The sequence below is a fragment of the Spirochaetales bacterium genome (assembly GCA_016930085.1).
Lineage (GTDB): Bacteria > Spirochaetota > Spirochaetia > SZUA-6 > JAFGRV01 > JAFGHO01.
Window position 1 is genome coordinate 78,836 of the sequence record JAFGHO010000061.1, and the last position, 23,841, is coordinate 102,676.

At 49.9% G+C, this 23,841-nt stretch carries 15 protein-coding genes; 5 read left to right on the forward strand and 10 right to left on the reverse strand.

Annotated elements, in window-relative coordinates; translation table 11 throughout:
• Positions 1-75: 75 nt before the first annotated feature.
• Entirely contained in the window at positions 76-4,464 is a 4,389-nt protein-coding gene (locus JW881_10645) for a hypothetical protein (GenBank protein MBN1697961.1), read from the reverse strand.
• 212 nt (positions 4,465-4,676) lie between these two features.
• Between JW881_10645 and JW881_10650 the strand changes: the two genes are divergently transcribed.
• Positions 4,677-5,699 carry a uroporphyrinogen decarboxylase family protein gene (locus tag JW881_10650; GenBank protein MBN1697962.1) on the forward strand — a complete coding sequence of 341 codons (1,023 nt, stop codon included), beginning with the start codon at positions 4,677-4,679 and terminating at the stop codon, positions 5,697-5,699.
• 53 nt (positions 5,700-5,752) lie between these two features.
• Here the strand turns inward: JW881_10650 and JW881_10655 are convergent, their stop codons facing one another.
• Entirely contained in the window at positions 5,753-6,967 is a 1,215-nt protein-coding gene (locus JW881_10655) for a DEAD/DEAH box helicase (GenBank protein ID MBN1697963.1), read from the reverse strand.
• Between the two features lie 336 nt (positions 6,968-7,303).
• Here JW881_10655 and JW881_10660 point away from each other — a divergent pair, with 336 nt between their 5' ends.
• Both JW881_10660 and JW881_10665 read left to right on the forward strand, forming a co-directional pair.
• The gene (locus JW881_10660; protein ID MBN1697964.1) at positions 7,304-7,555 is read left to right on the forward strand and encodes a hypothetical protein; all 252 of its coding nucleotides are present in this window, start codon (positions 7,304-7,306) and stop codon (positions 7,553-7,555) included.
• Positions 7,527-8,891 (forward strand): glycosyltransferase, encoded by a 1,365-nt coding sequence (locus JW881_10665; GenBank protein MBN1697965.1) that lies wholly within the window; start codon positions 7,527-7,529, stop codon positions 8,889-8,891. The genes JW881_10660 and JW881_10665 overlap by 29 nt, the downstream gene beginning before the upstream one ends.
• An 89-nt stretch (positions 8,892-8,980) precedes the next feature.
• On the opposite strand, the gene JW881_10670 is transcribed toward JW881_10665, so the two are convergent.
• Complete coding sequence (locus JW881_10670; GenBank protein MBN1697966.1) at positions 8,981-10,528, reverse strand: LamG domain-containing protein; 1,548 nt, start codon at positions 10,526-10,528, stop codon at positions 8,981-8,983.
• A 348-nt stretch (positions 10,529-10,876) separates the two neighbouring features.
• Between JW881_10670 and JW881_10675 the strand changes: the two genes are divergently transcribed.
• Together JW881_10675 and JW881_10680 are read left to right on the forward strand one after the other, a co-directional pair.
• Entirely contained in the window at positions 10,877-11,434 is a 558-nt protein-coding gene (locus tag JW881_10675; protein ID MBN1697967.1) for a hypothetical protein, read from the forward strand.
• Between the two features lie 81 nt (positions 11,435-11,515).
• Positions 11,516-13,060, forward strand: coding sequence for a radical SAM protein (locus JW881_10680; protein MBN1697968.1), 1,545 nt, complete (start codon positions 11,516-11,518; stop codon positions 13,058-13,060).
• 163 nt (positions 13,061-13,223) lie between these two features.
• On the opposite strand, the gene JW881_10685 is transcribed toward JW881_10680, so the two are convergent.
• The 7 genes from JW881_10685 to JW881_10715 form a co-directional block, all read right to left on the reverse strand.
• Complete coding sequence (locus tag JW881_10685) at positions 13,224-13,997, reverse strand: DUF1232 domain-containing protein (GenBank protein MBN1697969.1); 774 nt, start codon at positions 13,995-13,997, stop codon at positions 13,224-13,226.
• A gap of 44 nt (positions 13,998-14,041) precedes the next feature.
• Positions 14,042-16,330: a hypothetical protein gene (locus JW881_10690; GenBank protein ID MBN1697970.1), complete on the reverse strand. Its 2,289-nt coding sequence runs from the start codon at positions 16,328-16,330 to the stop codon at positions 14,042-14,044.
• Positions 16,331-16,403: 73 nt separating this feature from the next.
• On the reverse strand, positions 16,404-17,525 hold the full coding sequence (locus tag JW881_10695; GenBank protein ID MBN1697971.1) for a patatin-like phospholipase family protein: 1,122 nt from the start codon (positions 17,523-17,525) through the stop codon (positions 16,404-16,406).
• 4 nt (positions 17,526-17,529) lie between these two features.
• Positions 17,530-19,479: a DUF4071 domain-containing protein gene (locus tag JW881_10700; protein MBN1697972.1), complete on the reverse strand. Its 1,950-nt coding sequence runs from the start codon at positions 19,477-19,479 to the stop codon at positions 17,530-17,532.
• A 254-nt stretch (positions 19,480-19,733) separates the two neighbouring features.
• Positions 19,734-19,997, reverse strand: a complete 264-nt coding sequence (locus JW881_10705) for a hypothetical protein (protein MBN1697973.1) — start codon at positions 19,995-19,997, stop codon at positions 19,734-19,736.
• A 1,012-nt stretch (positions 19,998-21,009) separates the two neighbouring features.
• Positions 21,010-21,519 (reverse strand): hypothetical protein, encoded by a 510-nt coding sequence (locus tag JW881_10710; GenBank protein ID MBN1697974.1) that lies wholly within the window; start codon positions 21,517-21,519, stop codon positions 21,010-21,012.
• 314 nt (positions 21,520-21,833) lie between these two features.
• Positions 21,834-23,690 carry a hypothetical protein gene (locus JW881_10715; GenBank protein ID MBN1697975.1) on the reverse strand — a complete coding sequence of 619 codons (1,857 nt, stop codon included), beginning with the start codon at positions 23,688-23,690 and terminating at the stop codon, positions 21,834-21,836.
• Positions 23,691-23,841 lie beyond the last annotated feature (151 nt).

Genomic DNA, 23,841 nt, shown 5'->3' on the forward strand with positions numbered 1-23,841 from the left:
AAAAACCTCAATACCTGCGCTTCGTTACCTGTTGTCGGGGAGGGCAATTCCCTGCTTTGAAGCAAACAGGATGTATCACCGGACGTTTTCACCCGCGTATGAGATATAGGGAATCAGGGCCTGGTTGATATTTTTCCGGGTCCCGTCATAGGTAAGCGTGGCGACCGGGACCCCGGTGAGGGATTCGATCCGGTCCCTCATCGCTTCGGTGACAAGACCCGCGCAACAGAATGCGGGATTTGTCTGGACGAAGAGTGCTATATCGGGGTAACGGCGATGTAATGCGTAGATATTGATCAGGTTGTCGGCCGATTCGCCGGTTTGTTCGATTTTCACATTGAAATAATCGAGGGCTTCCCGATAATTGATGTTCCAATCGAACGGCTGCTCCTCGAGGATTTCGTTAAACAGCTTGAAGAATGTTTTTTCAAGCGAATCGATAATCGTGACCATGGCCTTTGCGGCAAAGGCATCGAAAAAGGTTCCCGTTCTCATCGACCGTTCGATGAAGGGATTTGCCACCAGCTTGAGGATGTCACTGAAGGGCATGGTAATGACTTCTCCCCCGTAATTCTCGATACAATGGATGAGATCCTGGTTCATCACATCGTTGTCCCTCACATAGATATCTCCGAAGACAGCCACTTTCGGCCTTTTAGCCGGTGAAATATCGATCCCTTTAAAGAGATTGACCACCTTCCTGACATCGTCTTCCTTGTTTCTGTTTCCCAAAAACATGTTGTAGAATATCGAAAGCGATTGCCCGATTATCGTGTCCGTCATCCCCTTCTCTGTTTCATAAGGCCTTATTTTACATCCGATTTTCCTGAGCATTCCCCCGAGCATCTGGGCGAAATACGCATCGATTGCCGCCTGGATTGATATGTCTGTAAACATTATGTCTCCGATATACACTGCGACGTTTTCCATACCTTTACCGTACGATTCAAACATGCTTTTTATAAAGGAAGGATAAAGCTTTATATTACAGGCGAGATCGGAATCGAACATCCATAAAACAGTCTGCCGGGGATCGAGATGATGTGTCGTCATATAGTCGAGATAACTCTGGATGATAATATTGACGGGAATACACATACCCGTATTTGAACGAGGTCCCAGCTGAATTGCATGTTCGGAAAGCTCGACCATACGTGCATCGATTCCCTCCTTTATCAATACCGCCTCGATGAGGCGGGAAGCAATGGGGTCCCAGCAGGGGAAAAGAAGGGTTTTTCCCTTTATTCGTTTATCGATTACAGGGACAACAGGGAGGCCGGTATTCCGCTGTACCGCCTTATCCGTCCGTGCAAAGTGGTTTCTGAAGGAACGTACCGCGGCCTCTATCCTGGTTTCATATCCGACGCCGGAACCATGTTCGTCAAGCTGCAGAATGAGGTAAGGTTTTTGATACCGGTCCATAATCCGTTTGAAATATTCAATGGCAAAGGAATCCGGGCCGCATTTGAATGAGGTGATATACACCGGATACAACCCCTTTGTTTTTGCCGCGATGACTGCCGATTCGAGTATTTTCGATGCATAATACCAATGAAAGGCTTTTAACAGATCCTCAATCTCCTCCGTATCTTCTTTGGAAAATGTAAGCATATCCTGGTAAAAGGTTTTAATTTCAAGGCTTTCAAAAAAATCCGGGATACCCTTATTCATATTTTTTTCAAGTATCGTATACGGCCTTCCGATGAATAAAACACTTATGTCGCTTGTTCTATCGAACTCCCGTTTAAAGATGTTCTTCAATCGCTCTCTGCGTTCGTTCATGAAATCCAAAGCCCGCTGATAGGCAAAATAAACGGACCAATAGGTGCAGTTGATAAGAGGTTTAAGAATTTTATATAATTCGGCTGCCGTATTGAAGTGCCTTGTGTCGATAACCGGCATAATGATTCTGCCTTCAAGGCGAAGGCCGGTTATCGATGCGGCAAGCGAGGAAGCGAACTGGGAGTAATAACAATACTGCCGTATTTTCTCTTTCTCTTTGTTCCTGTTCTCGAGATAGACCGGCAGGAAAATATAATCGGCTTTTTCGGAAAGATATTTCACATGGCCGAAATAGGCCGAAACAGGCGCGCAAAACTCACCTCCCGCAATTCTTTTGCCGATTGCTATCGGTTCTTTTACTGTTTCGCTTGAAACGACCTTCATCCCGAGGGTATTGAAGAAATGTTCCCATATAGTCAGTTCTTCGGATAAAAAAAGTGCACGGGGTATTCCGATTGTTTTTACCGACCTGTATTGTATAGGTGCGTGTGATTTCGAGAATACCTTTCTGTATTCATCCACGAGATTGAAAACATTCTTTTTATTGTTGACATATCGTTTTGTGTCGGCGTCCCTTCCGCATAAAAAACCGAAGACAACGGTTACGCCCTGTACAATAACCTTGTTGATTTTACATTTGTTGAGACATAATCCGCAGACATCCGTTTCAAATGGAATTTCTTCTTTATAAAGGCCGATTCCCCTGAATTTGGATCCTGTTATTTTATTTTCAGCCAGAATCAAAGCGCATCCGAGTGCCCCGGTGACATGGCAGTATTTTGAGACGAAAATGGGTTTTTGCAGTTTTTGTTCGAATGCCGCAACAAGCGCCTTGTTTTTGGCCGTTGCCCCCTGAAAGCATATTTTCTTTCCGATATGCGCTTCAACAGAGACTTTGGTGAGGTAATTTTCTCTTACCGAATGAAGGACGGAAGCGAGTACTTCATCGACCGAATACCCTGAAACGAGATAATGATTGATATCCCGCTCCATAAAAACCGTACACCGGTCGCTTGCAAGGGGTGACGGGGTATTCATGGCCCGCCGGGAATATTCTGTAAGGGGGCAACCGAGTTTTTCCGCCTGTTCCTCGATAAAACTGCCGGTCCCAGCCGCACACACATTGTTCATGACCGAAAACGTGACCATACCGTTGTTCAACGTGGTGAACTTCGAATCCTGGCCGCCTATTTCGATAATCGTGTCAACCTCGGGATCGAGTTCGTATGCGGCCCGTGCATGGGTGGTGATTTCATCGATAACAAGATCCGCATTGATGATTGTTCCGATAAATTTCCTGCCCGATCCGGTCGTACCGACTCCCTGAAAAGTTATCGAAATCTTCTTTTTTTGCATGATATCGTCAATCGCTTCCAATATTGTCTGCGTTGCCCTGATCGGCCGGCCCGCAGTCCGGGTATAAAAACCGGCAAGGACATTGTTTTGCCGGTCGATCAGCACGGCTTTTGTCGATGTCGAACCGATATCGATCCCCAGATACACATCGGTATCGCTTTCAAACCCCCCGTACACATCGACTTCGACATCGACGGCATGATTTCGTGGAGTAAACAGATATCTCTCTTCGCTCGAGAACTCCGGATACCGGGACAGACACAGCCGAAGCGGTTTATAGGCATACGTCTTTTCAATGGCTGTTTCTCGAATAACCGACAGTATGTCGTGTAATTCCCCGGCGGGCGGTTTTTTCTCTTCAAGCAGGAGAAGCGCCGCCCCGATGGCTCCATATACCTGCGAATATTCGCCGACCACAGGTTCCCTGGACAACAGGTTTCTGATGTGTTTGACAACCGCCCGGTTCATTGAAACCCCGCCTGCAAATATCAACGGCGTTCTGATTTTCGATTCATCCGGGATCAGGGTTTCGATGATGTTCCGTGCCAGGCCTTCACAAAGGCCGTCCGAGATCTGGCCGACGGAATACCCCTGCTGCTGGGCGTGAATAAGATCCGTTTTTGTAAACACCGCACACCTGGTCGCAATCCCCGGCCGTTCATTCCCGCGGTTCGATAATGCAATCCCGCTTAATTCGCTGCTGCTTCCGATATTGAGCCGTTTTGCCTGCTGATCCAGAAAACTGCCCGTTCCGGCCGCACATGAGGAATTGGCCCGGTAGCTTTTATATTCACCCCGTTCATTAAAGGTGATAAGGCCGTAATTCTGACCGCCGACAAACAGAATACTTCCGGTATCGGGATAAAGATGCCTGACCCCCCGAATGACGGAAAGCTGTGTATCATATCGGTCCGCTTTGGCTATAATATCGGGTGTAGAAGACGTTACCGCGATGGCGGAAGGAGGAGTGGTTTTCAGTCCGCACAATATGTCGGTTAATTTTTCTTTTATCGATCCGTGATGAAAACAATATGATGTTGTGAGTATTGTTTTGTTGTCATCGATCAAGGCAACTGATACGGCAACAGATCCTATGTCGATTCCTAAAACCGTTATCACCGGCTCCTCACCCTTCTGTGTTGCAGCCCTACGACATATACTCCAGCCCGCGTCTGTGCCGTTAAAAACCGGAGCCATGAGAGATGAAAGTTCAGGCGGCCGTCCTCTTCCCGGGCCGTTCTCACCTGAAACATACGCCGTGTCGGGAATAATGCCGTCAAACAATATCCCGATATCCAATGTCTCAATAATAACCTTTTTTGTCATTATATTCTATAGAATATATCAAATAATTACCGGAAACCCGATGTTTTGTTTCACGATACACTTCCGGCAAGGAATCGCCGACAATGACGGGACGATCGACGTTATATATTTCCTTTCCACGATGAAAAGCTTGACAGGAAGTACTACTTCTCTTATCATCTGATCTGATATATTGATTACACGTCGAAAAGGATGTTGTCGGCAGTAATGCTATGACCGAAAAATTGTTTCTACACAGAGTAAAAGCCGCATATAACGAAAAACGCCGTCTTGTCGCCCCCCTGATGGGATTTCCCGGTTTGAATCTTACCGGCAGCACGATAAAACTCGCCCAGCAAAATTATGGCGAACACTTCAAGGCGATCAAGGCCCTGGCGGATCTTTTTCACCCGGACGCGGTCTTCCCGCTCATGGATCTGTCTGTCGAGGCGAATGCGCTGGGACGCTATACGGTGTTCCCGAAAGAGGAATCGGCGACGGTGGTCAGGGACCATTTCTCCCTTGACGATCTCAAACGATTCAGGGAACCGGTGATCGTTTTCGATACAAGGCTTTCCGGTTACGTGGAAACCGTCAAACTGATGAGTATCGTCCTGCCCCAATCGATTATACGGGGGGCGTATGTGACCGGGCCGTATACGCTCGCCGCCCTGCTTATGGGCGCGGATGACGCGGCCATGGCGAGTATTTTAGATCCGGATGAGCTGGAACAGGTATGCCAGTTCGCGACGGAACGGGTATTGGAATACACCCGCCTCCTCGTCTCGGCGGGAGCGCAGATGATCTGCGTTCTGGAACCGAGTGCGGTCATGCTCGGGCCGGAACAATTCGCCAGGTTTTCAGGCCACTATGTCCACTCGATCACCTTGAGTTGCGAATATACGGATGTGGCGGTCGTTTATCACACCTGCGGGAATACAATGCACCTTATCGAAAAAATGGCCGAATGCAGTGTGAACGCCCTGAGTCTCGATGCCGATGAAACCGGTGTCGATCTGGCCGAAGCGGCGAAAAGGGTGCCGGAAGACGTGATCATTATCGGCAATATCAGTCCGGTCGGTACATTGCTGCACGGAACACCCGCGGGCGTCGAAAAAGAGGTACTTGCGCTGCTCGATCGGATGAGACCGTTTGCGAACTTCGTCCTGAGTTCCGGGTGCGATCTTCCCCAGGAAACACCGATCGAGAATATCAAGGCGTTTATGCGGTGCAGCCGCGACTACAGGCTGCCGTAGAACACATCTTTCCCTCCGCCGCTGCCCGCGGCCGAACCCGATTTATCCGTTTCCTACCAGGTTCGGGCATACCGCCGTCCCGACTTTCTCCTTTTTTTAAGTAAGTTTCGCTGTCTCGGCGACCGGTCGCGGTTCGTTCCGCCATCACGGGTCAGACCCGATATCATTTTCACCTCGATGTCACAGTCGAGCAACCGCTGGATGCCCCAGAGGTACTTCTGTTCTTCCGCACTTACTAGCGAAAGGGCGACACCGTTTTCGCCTGCCCGTCCGGTCCGTCCGATCCGGTGGATGTAATCCATGGGGAAATGGGGAAGATCGTAATTGACCACATACGGGAGATGGGCGATATCGAGACCCCTCGAAGCGATATCGGTTGCCACGAGGACTCTAACCTTCCCCTCTTTAAACGCGGAAAGCGCCCGGGTCCGTGCAGCCTGGTTTTTATTGCCGTGTATTGCCTCGGCGGTAATACCGTCTTTTGACAGCTGCTCCGCCAGGCGGCCGGCACCGTATTTCGTACGGGTGAACACCAGTACCTGTTTCCACTCCCCTTCCCTGACGAGGTGGGTGAGCAGTTCCCGTTTTTTTACATGATCCACGGGATAGACGGACTGGATAACGGTATCGACCGGTTTGTTCCGGGTGATCTCGATACACTGCGGATTATCGAGAATACGGTCCGCAAGCTCCTTCACGCTGTCGGTGTAGGTCGCTGAAAAAAAGAGTGTCTGACGCCTGCCGGGCAAAAGCCGTAATATCCTTCTGATATCGTGAATGAATCCCATGTCGAGCATCCGATCCGCCTCGTCCAGCACCAGAATTTCCACGCGGGAAAGATTGACGGTTCCCCGATTCTGGTGGTCCAAAAGCCTTCCGGGAGTCGCGACCAGAATATCGACACCCCGCTTGAGGCGGCTTATCTGGGAATGTATCCCGACCCCGCCGAAGACAACCGCGGAACGAAGCCGGAGATTTTTTCCATAGTGGCGGACGCTTTCTCCCACCTGCGCAGCCAGTTCCCGTGTGGGGGCAAGAATGAGGGCGCGGGGACATAATCCCCCCGAAGATTCCCTGTTTAACATTTGAAGCATGGGCAGGGTAAAGGCCGCCGTTTTCCCGGTCCCTGTCTGGGCGCCGGCAAGAATGTCGCTTCCTTTAAGGATGACCGGTATCGCCCTTTCCTGAATAGCTGTCGGGCTGCTGTAGCCCCGTGCTGCGACCGCACTGATCAATTCGGCCTCGAGGCCGAGTTCCTGAAATCTCATATAATAACTCCATTATAGACCTCACCGGTATACCCGGAAAGGATGTTGATTACAGAAAATGTTTTAAGCTTTTAATGGATGTATATATATAAAGGTAGATATATTAATTATTCACCAAAACTCATTACTATTTCTGTCTATTCATACGAATATGCTCAATAATACATCCGAATCGGAAAAAAAGCAATACCTTCACGAAAAAAAAGTGCAAAATGTCTGGTTTACGACAAAAAAAAGATAAAAATCGTCTTTTATGAAACCAACCTTCACCCCGATGCGTATACTCCAATATACATAAACGGTATTTTTTTAAAGAACATAATAAAAAAGGCGGATATGGAACATAAAAACAAGCATCAAACGAAAAGGAAAACCAATTTCCGGTATTGTCGGTTTCTCACCACCACAGGCGCCATGCTTATCTGGTCGCTTCTCGCGGGTACTGCGTTCTTTTTTTATGTGAAATATCATGAACTTCTCTATCTCGTTATTACGATATTGATCGTGTTGATCGGCGTATCGAATCTGGCGGGTAATATTATTGCGAAGGCGGTGCGGAATGAATCAAAAAAAGAAAACCATCATTAACAGAAAAAACCTTCTTGTTGCGCTGTTTTATATGGTAACGGCGGCGATACTCTTTCTCGCTTTTTTTCTGACGGGGAAGGATGAGAATTTTGTGGGCCCGATATGGAAAATCCTCTTCATTTTTCTCGCCCCCCTCATATTACGGCTGTTCGTCTATATTTTCCTCGGCCCGTGGTATTCGGTCGCTATGGCGATAAAGGACGCGCGGCTTTCGCGGGAGCGGAAGAATTATACGCCCAGGGTATCGCTTCTCCTGCCGGCGTGGAACGAGGAAGTCGGCATTATCCCGACGATCCAATCCGCGCTTGAGAGCGATTACCGGAACCTCGAAATCATCGTCATCAATGACGGCTCGACGGACAATACCGATTCACTCGTGAGGCAGTTCATCGCACGCAATGTGAAGCGTATTCGGGAAAGCGGGAAATCGATCGTCTACGAATACAAGACGAACGGCGGAAAGGCAAAAGCCCTGAACAGGGGGATCACCCTCTCCTCCGGCGATATCATCATCACGATCGACGCCGATTGCATCCTCGAACCCTCGGCAATTTCGAACTTCGTCAAACGCTTCCGGGACCCGAAGGTAATGTGCGTTGCAGGAAACATCATGGTGGGAAACACGAACACGCTGCTCGGAATCGTTCAGTTCTTCGAATACCTCTTCTCCTTCTACCTGAAAAAAGTCGACTCCCTTCTCAATACCATCTATATCGTCGGCGGGGCGGCAGCCGCTTACCGGCGGAGCGTGTTCGAACAATTCGGCTATTTTTCGGCGGACACGATCACCGAGGACATCGATCTATCCATACGGATTCAGGACGCGGGTATGAAGATCGAATTCGCCGCCGACGCTGTCGTCTACACGGAAGGCGCGACCGACCTCGGGGGTCTGCTCAAGCAACGGCTGCGTTGGAAACGGGGTAGAATCGATACCTTCTGGAAATACAGGTACCTCTTCTTCAGCACGAAGAAACGCCACAACAAACTGTTCACATGCGTGGTCCTCCCATTTTCAGTCTATTCGGAACTGGAACTTTTTCTCGAGGTATATATCGTCGGCCTTTTTATAATGCACCTGATTCTTTCACACAATTTTTCCGGTTTTTTAATCGGCCTGGCCATCCTCGCGTTCCTTTTTTACCTGATTCTCTCGTCTCCCTGCAACAGGAAACATTTCGGTCCGAACGTAAAATACATTTTTGTCGGCTGGATGCTCTTTTACATCGCGATCTTTGTCGAATACAACGCCCTGGTCAAGTCGATTGTCGGATTCATGAAAAAGGATGAAATCAGGTGGCAGTGCTGGAAACGAAAAGGGGTGTTCGGGGAATAGAAAGGCTGACACAGAAGCGGCCCGTTTTTCATTCCTCCTTTAGCGGGGCCGCTTTTGTTTCCGCCATAAAATCTACTGCTCCTCCTTTCTTACGGGCGCTGGTAGATGTCTTCGATATAGGCTGAGTCAAGCACCCTGTCGAAAATATAAACGTCGTCGATATCCCCCTCGAAACTGTCCATATAATTTCCGTCTCGTCCGATACCGAGAGGACTCGTCGACGGTGTCATCGAAGCCGTGCACGGCATCGACGCGGCAAAAACACCGTCAAAATAAAGCTCGACCAGATCCGTCGTGTCTTTGTAGGTAACGGCGAAATGATGCCACATAGAGTCAACCGGAAGCACGGGGTGTCCCGCGTCGGAAAACCAGAGGGTTTCAGTACCGACCTTTATATAGAACTTGCCTGTGTCACATCGAACCCCGATCCCGTACATTTTTGTATAATCCTTCCCTAGAAAACACTGGTATGCGTGGGTTCCGGAGATGGTTCGCCGTACCCAGCCCGCAATGGTAAAACCCTCATAAATGTCCGGGTGCACCCCATCAGACACTTTTATATAATCCGATGAGACATCGTAGGCGCTGCACGGGTTTCCGTTTCTGTCCGTAACACATGGGGGGGAGCCTACGAGTTGACCGTCTCTCCCCCACCCGCTTTCATCGTACGGATTGCCATTGAAGGGATAGAATGCCTGCGCCGTCGATTCTACGACAATTGTCGTGTAATCATAACTCCAGTTTCCCGCATAATCGTAGACGGCGAATTCGATATCATACCAGCCGTCGTATGAAGCGGTGACATACGTGGTCTGGGCGTAAGGATCTGAAAAATCGAGCGTTCCCGGGCCCGACATCTGGTGCCACTCGAATCCGGCGATACCGTTCGCATCGTTTCCGTTTCCCGCAAGTTCGAAACCGCTTCCGGTCGTGCGGTCGTACCCCGCGTCGACGTCCGGCGGAACGGTGTCGATTATCAAATAATTGTACGATGTTTCCGACCATATCCCCGACCCGTTGCGCTCCTGTATATAAAAGTAATGGATGCCGTCGGAAAGGGATGACGGCGCGCTAAAATAGGTGTCGGAGATTTCATAGGCATCCCACTCGAGGTTCGAATCGTCGATCTTCAAGCGGTAGGTTCCGTTACCCCCGCCGCCCGACGACCAGGTCCATGTCGGCGTGTCGTAATTGACATAGTCTCCCATTCCGTTATAGATACAGGGCGGATTCGGCGCGGAAGGATCGGGGGTCGGATCGGGATCCGGGGTGCTTCCCGCAGGATCGTATATCGAGAGGGTCGCCTTTCCGGTTTTTCCCTCATACCGCGCGTACACCTCGATCGTTCCCGCGGACCATGCGTACACTTCGCCGTTGTATGAAATCGTGGCGATCTCCGGACGACTCACGCTCCATGAGGCCGAATTGGTGATATCCATCCGTATATCCTCTCCCGGATCGATCCATTCGGCGTGGAAATAGATATATTGATAGATTTCGACGGACGCGTTTCGGGGGGTCACATTGATCGAGGGTTCATTCAGGCCGTCGATAAAGGTGATGAGCAGATTGCATCCTGACAGCGTCATTGCGGCAATTATGAATATAATGAATAGAATTGATTTTCCTGTATTCACGTTGGCTCCTTGGCGGCAGTCACCGCCGCGCATCAGGCCGCGTTTTGCACCAACGTTTTATAAAATACTTTCAGATAATAAAAACAGGCAACATTTTAATAAACCATATGTCTCTCACAAAGACCGATGCCGTTCTGTGTTAAATATACTATCGGAAAACGGAAAACGGCAACTTCACGCAGGAAAAAAACGTCCGGATCTACCCGCACGGACGACGGGAAGAAAGCGGGCTTATATATTAATCATTGCTTTTCAGGGAAATTATGCTATAATGAAGCAACAAACAGCCGGATTTCCGGTAAATCCGGGATTATATACATAATACAGGGTACAGGATGAGGAGAAAAAATGGTTAAAAAAGAATATCTGCTTGTTTTTGTCATCGCGGGGCTCGCCGTCGCCTACGCGCTGCTTTCGCTTTTCAATTTCCTCACCGGGGGACGCATCGCGAAGGTCTTCAATAGAAAACTCGCGGTCGGCACCATGATCATCGCCATGACCGCGATTTTCAATGCCGGCGCGTTCGCCCAGACAACGGCAACCGATACCCCGACACCGACCCCCGTCTACGGGACGCTCGAACCCACATCTGAACCGGATGCGACGCCGGTCGTCGTTCCCGTCTACACGACGCCCCCGCCGACTGAAACCGAAGCCCCCGTACCCTCAGAACCGGTGGTCGTCTACGGCGCGCCTCAGCCCGGCGACGTGAACCTCGATTTCAAGGTCGATATCGTGGATTCCCTCCTGATCGCCCAATACTATGTGGGAAGCCAACCTGCCAATTTCCTGAGTGACTATGCCGATGTGGACAACAACGGCAAGATCGACATCATCGATGCCCTGCTTGTCGCGCAGAAATACGTGGGGGCGATCGACAGGTTTCCGGATAAATCGGGGGAATAAGACCGATATATGACACGCGGCATTGACCTCCCCGACATCCCGGCAGACCAAATCGGTTCAGCCTATACACGATAACAACCGATGGAGAACAATTCGACGGATTACATTCCCACCCACGGCGTGTGGGAGATCACCTATGCGTGCAACATGCGCTGTATGCATTGCGGTTCGGCCTGCGGTGAAAAATATCCGGACGAACTTACGACGGAAGAAGCCCTCGACCTCTGCGACCAGCTTGCCTCGATCGGTCTCAGAAAACTCACCCTTTCGGGCGGCGAGCCCTTTATGCGCGAGGACTGGCCGCTTCTGGCCCGGCGCCTGACCGACAGGGGCGTCGTGACGAATGCCATATCCAACGGCTGGTTTATCGACGAACGGCTCATCGACAGGGCGTTCGAATCCGGACTGGTCAATATCGGTATCAGCATCGACGGACTCGGAGAAACACACGATACGATCAGAAAAAAGGGCTCCTTCGAACGGGTGCTCTCCGCACTCACGCTCCTCCGGAAGCGGAACATGCCCGTATCGGTCAACACCAGCATCAACAACCGTAACCTCGCCGAACTCCCCGGCCTGAGGGACCTGCTTGTCTCAAACGGGGTGATCAAGTGGCAGTTCCAGATCGCGCGTCCCATGGGGAATTTTCTCAAACACCGCGACCTCGTGCTTTCCCCGGACCGGGTGGGCGACCTCATCGATTTCGCCCATGAGACCGTGACCTCGAAACATATCGACATTCACCTCGGCGACGATATCGGGTACTACAGCAGAAAGCAGGACGAAATCAACCGGCGCATCACGGGCGGGAAAAAGGCTTCCTGCTGGACGGGCTGCCACGCGGGAAAACGGGTGATCGGCATTTTCGCGAACGGCGACATCAACGGCTGCCTTTCCATCCGTGACAGGGAATATATCGAAGGGAATATACGACAATTGTCGTTGAAGGAGATATGGAACCGGCCCGGGGCCTTCGCGTGGAACCGGGAACTCACCAAGAACGGCCTCGAGGGCTTCTGCCGCATTTGCGCCTTCGGAAGCCGCTGCCTCGGCGGGTGCGCGGGTTCCAAACTCACCATGACCGGGTCCATGAAGGAAAACACCTACTGTTCCTACAGGACAGAAGTCGAAAAACAGGCGGAGAAGATTGCGGCAATCGACGATTACGACGAACTCATCCGGAGCGGGTATGCATGCATTAAGCAAAAATCATACCAGGTCGCGGCTCTCTATTTCGAACGCGCCCTGGACATCAAGCCGGACGATCCCTCCGCGATCGACAACCTCGGGTTCGTCCACTTTTTCCTTGAAAATTACGAGATATCGAAAGCCTGGAACGAACGGGCCCTCGCACTCAATCCAAAAAACGCCTATGCGCGCAAAGGCCTGGGGTTGTGCCTTTCAAGACTCGGCAGGGTGAAGGAGGGCATATTCCATATTACCAGGGCCATTCAGCTGGCGGGGAATGATACATCGGACTACTACATCGATCTCGCGGTGGTACTCGACGAACACAGGCGCACAAAGGAAGCGGTGAAAATTCTTGAAAGGGTGAGAAAGCATTCGGAGGATTTCAGGAAAAAAAGCGAAACCCTCTACCGGATGCTCGCGGCGAAGATAGGGTGAGACTCTATTCCGTCGTTATCAAAGGGCCGGCAAACGGGATAATCCTGACGATACATCAGGAGATTACAGCGGCTATTCCTGCGCTATCGATCCCCAGCCATTGTATCGATTTCATAGCACCACTTTACAGTAAAATATTCCTGTTTCTCTATAATCAACGGACCTATAGCACGTACACTCCCGAGCTGTCACAAGCCACGCCGCCGCCGCCGGGAAACATGATTCCCATTTTATCACCATCCCGCCATGAATACTGTGTGGAATAATTATTTTGATAGTTACTGAATAACGATCCTAAAGACGACATTCCGCCCGTCGTGCCTTGCCCGTACTGCGGTGCGGTCTGCTGCAATGGTTGTGCAATGATCATTTGGGTCGTCATCTCTGCCATAGAAGGATCGAGACAACGCATCATGTTCAACGTCACCGCAAGACCGCTGACCGCGGAGCGAAACAGCTCGATACTTTGATCCGGTACGAACATAAAAATAAACTGGAATATCTTTCGTTTCTCTTCTGCCTGCGCCGTGTTTCCGGTAACTTCCCAGGAGAGTGCGCATGCCTCGTGAAGCATCAGTGCGTCATCCAGGAATCCGTAAAAGCCGGGAAGGTTATCCGGCAGAAGATCGCGGGGCTGTACAAAGTAGGCAAGGCCTGCGGCGATGACGCAACGAAATGCGGGTTCTCCTCCCCCTTTCCGCAGCATCTGTGTCATTTCCTCGGCAATTGCAGGAATACCTTTGGTTACCCCAAGTTGCGCCAGGCAAAGCGTCGAGAATGCGCCTTCGATATTTTCCGCCTCGATACCCTGGGCCTGCAGCTCTCGTTTGAAGTTCGGTTTCATCTTCAGCAGTTGGGCGGCAAATTTCGGCGCTTCGGCCATGGGATCCATTTTGTTTATTCGAGAACAAGTCTCATCGATCAGTTTAAATAACATGAAAACCTCCTTAAAAAAACTCTTATTTGTCATAGATTCATCGACTATTTATGTTTGAGGAAATCATACACTTCACTTCCGAGTGTTTCCTCGAATCGTGCATTATCGTAGCCCGCAATCCGGAATCTGCTGATGGATTTGAATACGTTTATTGCGGGATCACCCTGGCACATCATCTTCACATTCTTGCCGAGCGTATGAGCAATACCCAGTTCGAGAGCGACATTCGGATTGAAACCGGTGATGTCGACGAGTACATGCGTTGAGCGGGCAATAGCCATCCAGATCGAACGAATGACATGAGGGTCATTTTCCTCGTCGCCGCGTATGTATTCGATTCCTGCTTTATTGCATACAGCCCGTACAACCTCTCTCGCCCTGTCCGCCCATGCGGGTCCGAACGGCATTACATGGAAAAGCATCGGTTTCCCGGTTTCAGGAAAAACCGGCGGCCATACGGGATTAATCAGCATTGTCTCGCCGTCCTTGAGGTAATCGAACAGCTTCGATAGTGTTCGTGTCACCGCGAGAGGATCCGGTGAGTCGTGAAGCCCGGAGAGTATTCGGAGTGTCTGGTCCACATAGATATTCGGATGAGGCCGTTTGTAAGATCCGAGAACGAATTCCAGCGTTTTTTGAACCCCGCCTTCCCGATACGCCGGATGCATTCGTGCGATAGTCTGATCGATAGCCATAGCAAGCGCTGTATAGTCTTCGTTCCTTTTCTTGATAACAACAGGATTAATATCGATATCAAACGGCACTGTCTGATTTTCCGCTACTGCCACCAAAACCGGTTTCCCAAGTGTCAACGCAATGCCGAGCTCGTACATCACATGAGCCATCACACGGCCGTCTGAAGCCCTGAGGTCGAAAATGGCCAGTAGCGTCTTGTGCATCTGATTCCATCGCGCGGTCGCATATGTTTCTCCAATCGGTTCGGCAATAATGGAAAGCCCGAACCGGCGACAGACTTCCGTAAAAAAAACGAGACCGTTCGCCGGGCCTGAATGAAATACCGCATTTGTATCCGCCGCTGAATTCGAAACCTTCCATACCGGTTTTGCAGGCATGGTATTCATTCGTGCAGAAAAGTTCCTGATTGCCATGGCAAGGGGACGCAGCACCTCTCTTTCAATAGTCGAGGCCGCCGAATCATCGTTCCCGGTTTCGTAAATTCTTCTGTCAAGTCTCGCGGCCCGTAAATTCAGGTCGAGGAGTTCCCTGCGCTCTTCCTCACCCTTTTCCGTGCGAAACATTTCCTCGAGTAAATATCGGCGAAGCAGCCAGTTGAGTTCTACCAGGCCGGCGGCTCGCGTGCCTTTTCGCGGTCGCTCGATACCGTGACTGAGATAATGAGCCGCTTCGAACATACTGCCCGTCATTTCTCCCATCTTTTGCCTTTTATTCAACAACGCGTTAATGTCGTTTTCATCGCCCGCAAGTATGTTACCAACGTCGGCAAGCAGATCGCGTAAACCTGCCGCATGATCTTTACCGACTATTCCCTTTTCACTGTCCGAACGAAGACGCTCCGCCAACAGTGTCAATATCTGTTTGTTTTGGGGATCCATTTCTCCCGATTCCGCAGCTTTCTCGTTTATAGCTTTTATCTGCTCCCGTATTTCTTTGAACTTTTCGCCTTTCTTCAAGCCTTCCGGTAACATTTCGATAACGCCTGAAAGCCGGGCCATGATCCCGGTTATCCCACCATCGCTTTTCATGAGGGTGTTCATTTTTCCGGCAATTTCCCCCACATCTCCACCGGCTGCGAGCTTTTCCCGGAGACCGGCCATTTCACTGATGCTCCGGTTGATGGAACCGGCAATGGGTGCAGCCGAAAGCAAAGCCTCCACCGAGTGCAAGGCATCGTCGGCCTGTGCGAGAAACTCCGGCGCATGAGTCGCAAAATACGCTCTCGCAACGAGGAGATACTTCCTTGCTCTGGAAAGCCGGTCGACGTCGTTCGGATCGATGAGCCGCAGCGTGTTCGCAAAGTTGAAATAGAGTTTTGCCTGCTCCAGCTCATCCGACTGGCCTTCAAGAAGATGCTCGGCCGTCTGATACGCCTCGCTCGCTTTCAAAAGCATATCTTTGCCTTTGGCAGGCATCAGATCCGAATACATGCAGCCAATGAACCGATACGTCCGGCTCTGCTCGATTCGACTGAAATCGTTCGCCTTCATTTGATGCGCAATTTTCATGAGTTCCTCGATAGCAAGGAGTGACTCCTTTACGAATTCTTCTCCCAATCGTGACGGCCAGACTGCATCGAGCGCCTTGTTCGCCCTCGCCATAACCTGCTCTCTGTAATGTATGACATCCTGTATCATAAAAATCTCCTTTCAAGAGATTGCCGCAAAAAGTCTAAAGGAAATTCGACGCGTACCCGTATATCGGTAGCCATCAGAAGAAATGTTTCACGTTTACCTTTTTTTCGGCAAGAGTTTTTCCGATTTTCTGCAACTCATGGATGTGGTCGACGGCATCGAGTTTTTGCACATCACAGGACTTTATTTCCGGAAGACCCATTGCGTTGAGCGCTTCCTGCGACAACCCGGTGTTATACCGGGCGTACGTGAAGAGTTTTGGAGAAACAGGCCCCTTTTTGCCGATCATATCCCAGACTTCCCGATCGATGACGTCCCCGCAAACGCATTTGCCGAATGTACGGCACAGAAAATCCTGTTCGTTCATGGCAGCGGAAATAAGCGCCGAAGGGAGCGCTGCTGCATTATATAAGACGTTCATGTCGGAAACAGCAAGCTTTTTATCGGCGAGTGCATCCATGCCCGTACCGACAGAAATGACGAGAAGGTTATCCTCCCCGGCTTGCCAGTTCATATTGTAAGGTTCGGTTGTGGCCATGAGAAACGCCTGAAATGCGGGATTGTTGCATGTTGTGACGCCGCCGTCCATGAAGATGAATTCGTTTGGTCCCATTATTATCTTTTCCGGCGGAAAATAGACGGGAGCCGCGGTACTCGCCCGTATGAGTTGCCAAAGCGGAAAGTCGAGATTGCAGTCGAAATACGGCTTTTCCCTGCGATCCGGGAGATTGTATTTCGCGAACGGATTATTGGATAACGGCCACGGCGAATCCGTTGTCGCATTTCGCATCACTAACATGAGTACGGTACGGAGTTTGTCGCTTCCGAGTTTCGTATCCTTGCCGTAAACCTTCTTCATGGTTTCTACGAGTTTCGTATCTTCGTACTGGTACATAAACCGTTTCAGAAGGGACGCCTTATCGAACATGCTGTGCCCGCTTGCACTATAGAAGTCACGGATCCTGTCAACACTCATTCCGAGTGAAATGCACGCGCCGATGATCGCCCCGGTGCTCGTTCCGGCCACAAAATCGAAATAGTCCGCCAGCACGAATTTCGGACCTTTGTTTAATTTCCTGCGCAACAGGGTTTCAATTTTCCCGAGCACCTCGATTTCGATGATACCCCTGATACCGCCGCCGTCCAGGGCAAGTATTTTTTTCGGACCGGCCGATTTTATTCTTTCAGCTACCGTCATGTCACTACCTCCACAATTTTTTCGTATCGAGCATGAAGACCCGGCCCGAACGTTTTTTCACTTCATCATACATGTGGCCTGTACCTCCCGGACCATCTCCTGCCTCCCCGTTCCAGAGGCAGATAAAATCAAGCTTGTCGGCTCCCCATGCCAAAGCAGCGTACAGCTGCCAGAGGTTGTTTCGTTCATATGGGTCTTTCTTTGGAGGAACCGTCCCCAGTTCTGCCGGCATAGAATAGAGTTTGGTATTCCTGTTTCGTTTCACGGTATAGAAGCGTTCGCGCCATTGCTCTCCGGCAAAGGTAACGGATGCCGGAAGAAATTCCTGTTCATCGAACGGTATGCGTATCTCGATACGCATATCCCTGGCAAGGCACGCTTCCGCAAAGAGGAGGTCGCCCCCGCACGCTCCCCCGCAAAGAGCGAGGTCGTCCGATGAAGCCCCTAATTCATCCAGTTTCCTTTCTATCGCCTGAGCCGCCAGCTTCTCTTTCCCGGGCGGAAACCTGGGATTACGTCTGTCCGGAGCGTCGATCATGTGTCCGCTGAAAAGGAAAACCTTCCTTGGTTTCCACACTGCTTCCAGCTTTTCCATAACCCGGTCGAAACAAAGTATCGCGGCACCGACCTGCTCGGGACGAAATCCCAGGTCCCGTAAAAGACACAGCTGTTGCAGCGATGATTCCAGGGCAAACCGATCACCGCCAGCCGCCGCGACGGCATCTTTATAAGCTCTCTCGACAACAGCGGTATCGCCGCAAAGGACTTCGAGATCGCCGAGCGTCGCCCTCGCCCAGTAATCCTTGCATTCGGGAGTCTCCCTTGAAAGCGCGCATCGAATGCACCAACGTATCCCGCCTTCCATTTCCCTGTATAAGGCAAACATGCTTTCATCACCTGTCAGGTGATGCAGCAGCCGGATGAGCGTCGCCGTATTAATGGCGGAATAATAATGTGCCGGATCCATCATGGACCCCTTTTTGTATGCTTCGATTGACGAAAGCAAAATCGCATCTTCCCTGGCCGCATCGTTTTTCATTTCTTCGACGGTTCGGCCTTCTTTTCGCCACGTGTCGACCCACCTGTCTTTTTCAACCCTCCCCAGGAGTGCGAGAATTTCTGCGTTGTCCGGGTTTTTTTCAGCGAGATCTTTAATATGAATACCGGCTTCCTCGAATTTAGCGAGGCGTCCGAGGAGAATGCCTTTTTGCATCAGACTCTCCAAATCTTCGGGATCGACCGACAGCGCTTCTTCATACTGCTCGAGGGCAAATGAGAATTGCCCGAGTTTGAGCAGGGATTTGCCTGCACAACGATATGCTTCCATCCGAAGAATCTGTACAGGTGCTTCAGCCGCAAGAACGATGATGTCTTGCGGCCGCATTTTCTCCTGTGCAACCTTGACGCGTTTTTCCCATTCCTCGTGTTTCTCCCAGAACTCGGTTATCTTCCCGACTCTGAGGGACTTCCAGTCGTTTTCCATGAGATTCGGCAGGAGTATGTAAACCGGGCTGATTTTTCTGCTGTGCCACGACGCCATCGTCTCTGTTGCCATCGAAGTAAGTGCATCCATATCGGCTTCAAGAAAATCGGGATCCGGCACGCCATCCTTCAGGTGATAATGAAGCTTTCGATCCGTATAGATATCGAACGGCTGGGACTCCCTCGTGCTCTGAATCAGGATAATGCCTCGAGCCCGGAGTGCGTGCCGAACACCCAATTCGTACCAGACGTTCGGATTATCAATCGTAAGGTCCGCTATGACGAGGTCTGCAAGGAGCAGCTCCTGAAACATGTCTGCCCTTATCTCGCCGGCACGGAGTTCCTTGTCTGCCCGGAAGACCTCGTATCCGGCCGATTCAATCGCGGGTTCGATGTATTGATCATATATCGTATCGAAATTGATACCTTCCTTCATTCCGAATGGCATTGCGACAAACACATGCAAAGGCACATCGAACTCCTTGTTTCCCAATATATTTCTCTCTGATATAATTTCTACCTTAAAATTTGCAAGAAAATCGTCAACACACCATCATGCGGGATTATGTTATAACACAATCGCAAAGCTGTCTACAAAAAAAAATATAAAGATACAATAAAACCGCGACATTTGCATAGAATTTGTAAATCCTGTATGTTTCCGGCAATCCCGCCGGGCGGGATCGTCACCTGTCTACCCGGGAAACCGGGAGAAAGCACGTCAATTCAGACCGGACCATATACTGCCTGTGTTTTCATGGGATATGAGTGGTTAAAATGGGCGTTGAGACCAAATTCGTTTGCGACCTGGTCGAGAAGCCCCTTCAGGTCCCCGATCCAAAAGCCGTGAAAGACCTTCTGCGAGGTTTCATACACGAACCGGTTCACGGCCGCGATCCATCCCACCCTCCCATCCGCGTCGAGTATCCTTTTACCGGATGTGTGCAGATAGTCGGTAGTGCCAGAAAATACGACAATTGTCTGTATCATGAATAAATGCAAGACGAGATAATGCTTAATTGCTATACTCCCGCTTTCTTGTATCTTTCAATAGAATACCATATCCTGCTTTTTTTATAATAGGTCGATAGCCTATTTTTTAATAGGATAATCGACCGGCTGGATTCCTCTGTAACAGATATATAATTCTATCCGGATGTTGATCGAAAATATACAGGAATATTCCAATTAACATAGATTACTGTAAATCAAATATACATATGAATCCTTCTGAGTCCTAAAAAACGAGAAATGATTCATAATATTTCAGAGAAAAAGTGAAATTCATTATCGTGTTTTGCAAAAAAGTAAAATCAAGTTGAAGGGCTTATATTCTTCAATATAGTGTTTATACGGAAAGATCGAGCAGGACGTGGGCTTTAGGCCTCCAACCACTCACACCACCGTATGTAAGGTACCGTATAAGATGGTTCGTAGTCAGTTGCGATTTAGCGTTTAATTATCGATGAACGAAAACATACCCAAATAGTCAAAATAACTCTTTGGTAAAGGTTGTACCCTTTTCTATCCGTAAAAATCTCTTTGATCTTTCTTTAAAAACGCGTGATTGCTTTCAATAGGGGGTTTTTATACCCTGTCAATGTATATCCTAAAAACTAAACTTCCATGGCCGATTCACATTTGTTTTCTCTTGCTTCACTTTGACTTTCAATTTCTTTTCCAGAAATCTGGTTACTGAATCAAAAATCCGGTCACTGCCCTTTTACTGCCCTCATCATTGTTACAATCATCTGCGTAGCGGTAAAAGTAAAGGCTATGTCTTTCCAGTTCTTTGTCCAGTACATCCAGCAAGCAAAATTCTTTCTCACCAAGGATACTCTTGCCGTCAGGCTAACTGATCCCCTGCCGGGTATGTAGAGGACTTCCTGTTTTCTCGGGTCACCTCCAAGTGGGTGCGCCCTGCCGGGCGTACCAAAAAAAGAAGCTGTCCGCCTTGCAGACAGCTTCTTGTATATTCATACATGTTAATCAACAGGCAAAATTAATATTTGCCGGCGATCATATTAGTGAGGGTAATCGTCGGACTTCCCGGAAAAGCACCGACGGGATTATCGCACTGGAATTTAAAACTTGCAGTTCCAGCGCCAAGATCACTGGTTGCCGTAAGCAATGCGACAAGTGTTGTGCCGTCAGCGATTCCAGTATCTGACCACGCTTTGGCGGGATTCCCGTCTGCAGGCCATGCCCAGCCGTCGATGCCAGACTGGATGGCAACCTGTTTGTATGCACTCAATCCTGATACTTCAGCCGTAATGATAACATTCTCGCCTGTAGCAATCGCCTCTGTGATATTGATATAGATTTCATCACAATTAGCGCCAGCATTATGAGACATGTCATGAGTTCCGTCAGCCCTATCAAGCGTAAAATATTCGGTGATTACAATTTCATCATCGTCGTCGTCACCATCACTTGAAGGACAGGCTACAAAGAGACACATCGCTGCAAGACATAAAAGCAACATAATTAAGTGTTTGAGTAGTTTTTTCATGCTTTTCTCCTTACCTTTATATGATTCGTTTGTTTTAAGAATCCATTACCGGATCCTTTTAAATTATTTATCAGGCATAATAATCCTATAAATAATTACAGACGCATTATATAATAAAAATATCAATATGTAAATATCCCCAATAAATATAAACAATAGTTATAAGAAGTCATAGTATTTTCAGTGAATTCAGTTTGAGAGGATAAGTTCATTTTATCAATAAACTCAAAAAGATTTTAATAATTTTGATTTAAAGGCCGCCCGCAGGAACCTCCCCCGCGGACGAGCCCATACATCCATTCCTGTTACTCCCCCTATTTGGGCCGATAATTTGCCGTCAGGGTGACATTCGAAGCGAAGTTCCGCACCGTGGTCGATGGGGCGTTCATGTTGTCGACCGTGGCGCTTCCGCTTTTGCTCCAGTTCGTGAAGAAGAGCGTCAGCGTGTAATACCGCGGGTCCCCGACCGTCACCGATCCGGGGACAGATATCGAAACCCTTGACGACGATGTGAGATTCCTGTAGGTAACGGCCGGGTATTTTCCGTTCCCGTCCATATAATCGACGGTCAGCGTGTATGTCGGGGGCGGCGGGGGCGGAGGGGGAGGCGGCGGGGGCGGTGTCTTTTCCCTGTAAGTCGCCGTTACCGAAATATTCGACCCGAAATTATAAACGACGGTCGAACATGAGTTTTTGTTGCCGATTGCAGCGGTCCCGGTTTTGCTCCAGTTGACGAACTCGAGTGTTTTTGTGCTGTATTTGGGGTCTCCGACCGTAACCGATCCGGGGACGGATATCGAAACCCTTGACGACGATGTGAGATTCCTGTAGGTAACGGTCAGGTATTTTCCGTTCCCGTTCATGTAATTGACGGTCAGCGTGTATGTCGGGGGCGGCGGGGGCGGCGGGGGCTCCGGTGTGGGTTCCGGTTTGGATCTGTAATTCGCCGTGACAAAGACATCGGATTCGAACTGACGTACGATCATGGAAACCGCCGAAAGATCTTCGAAGACGGCAATGCCGCTTTTTGTCCAGTCATTGAACACCAGGGTCTGCCTGTTCCCGTAGACGGGATCGCCGACCGTGACTTCTTCGGGGACCGTAATGGTCACACGCTCGAAGCTGCACAGGTTGTTGTAATACCGTACCGCGTTCCCCTGTTCGTTCATATAATTGAGGGTGAGGGTATACCTGGGGACGGGCGGGAAATACGGCGAAGCGAGCACGATCAGTTTCTCGAAATCGTGGAGGATCATGGTATCGGAGGGCGTCGACATGATCGAAGGGACATCGCTGTGCCCGCTGATGCCGAAGCTGTGGCCCAGTTCATGGCCCAGGACGTACAGGGCGTCTTTGTTATCGTCGATCGAACACCACCGGGGCGGAATGAAAACGCAGCTTCCCCCCATCGCGCCCCAGGAACTCGCCGCGTTCCCTATTTCACCGACATAGGGGGTGATCACCACGATCTGGGGTCCGTATCCGGCGGGACGGAAAGCGCCCCCCTCATAGGCATGGACCGCCTCCCAATACAAATCGTCGCGATACGGACTCGAGGGATCGTCGCCCGCGCGGCTATGCCATTCACCGCTATTCCATTGGGCGGCGGTGAGGGTGGAACCGGTCTGCACAAAGACGCAGATCGTGGGAAGCAGGTTGAAATCGACACCGACCTGTTCACGGTACCATTGCCTGACACAGGCGATATTCGCGTTGGAACGGGCTGCGGCCTTTCGTACGCCCTCGACATTGCCGAAGTAATCCGTGGGCACGAGCACCACGGGTAGGACATTGTTTTTGAAGCGGACATTCCCGACCACCCGCCAGTCCGCCGCACGGTTTCCGACCAGGACAAGGGAATGACCCGGACCATATTTTTCGTTCATATACCACGCGAGATCGAGGTCGTAGAGGGTCCCGTTCACATCGGCCTTGACACCGTACTTGTCTTCGCTTACCGTCACCGCGACAGCCTCCTCCCCGTACTGCATTCTCGCAGCTTCATCATAATCAAGCGGTATATACGCATCCGAACCTTCTGTGGCTTGAAATTGTGTGGCGGCAATATCAGGCCAATCGATATTCCCGTTCGGGGGCATACAGGCGGTAATGAATACCATAACAATGCAGGAAAAAAGCGGAAAAAAGCGCCATAATTTCGATTGATCCATTTTGTTACTCCTCGTTCAGGGGAAAAGCGTGAAGTGCTTTTCCATTTATATTTGTATATAACCTAAGGCGTTGAGGGAGGGAAAATCCCTCAAAAGAATGTCGATTCTCGTAACGATATTTGTATTTATCTGAAAAATAAAAGGCCGATAT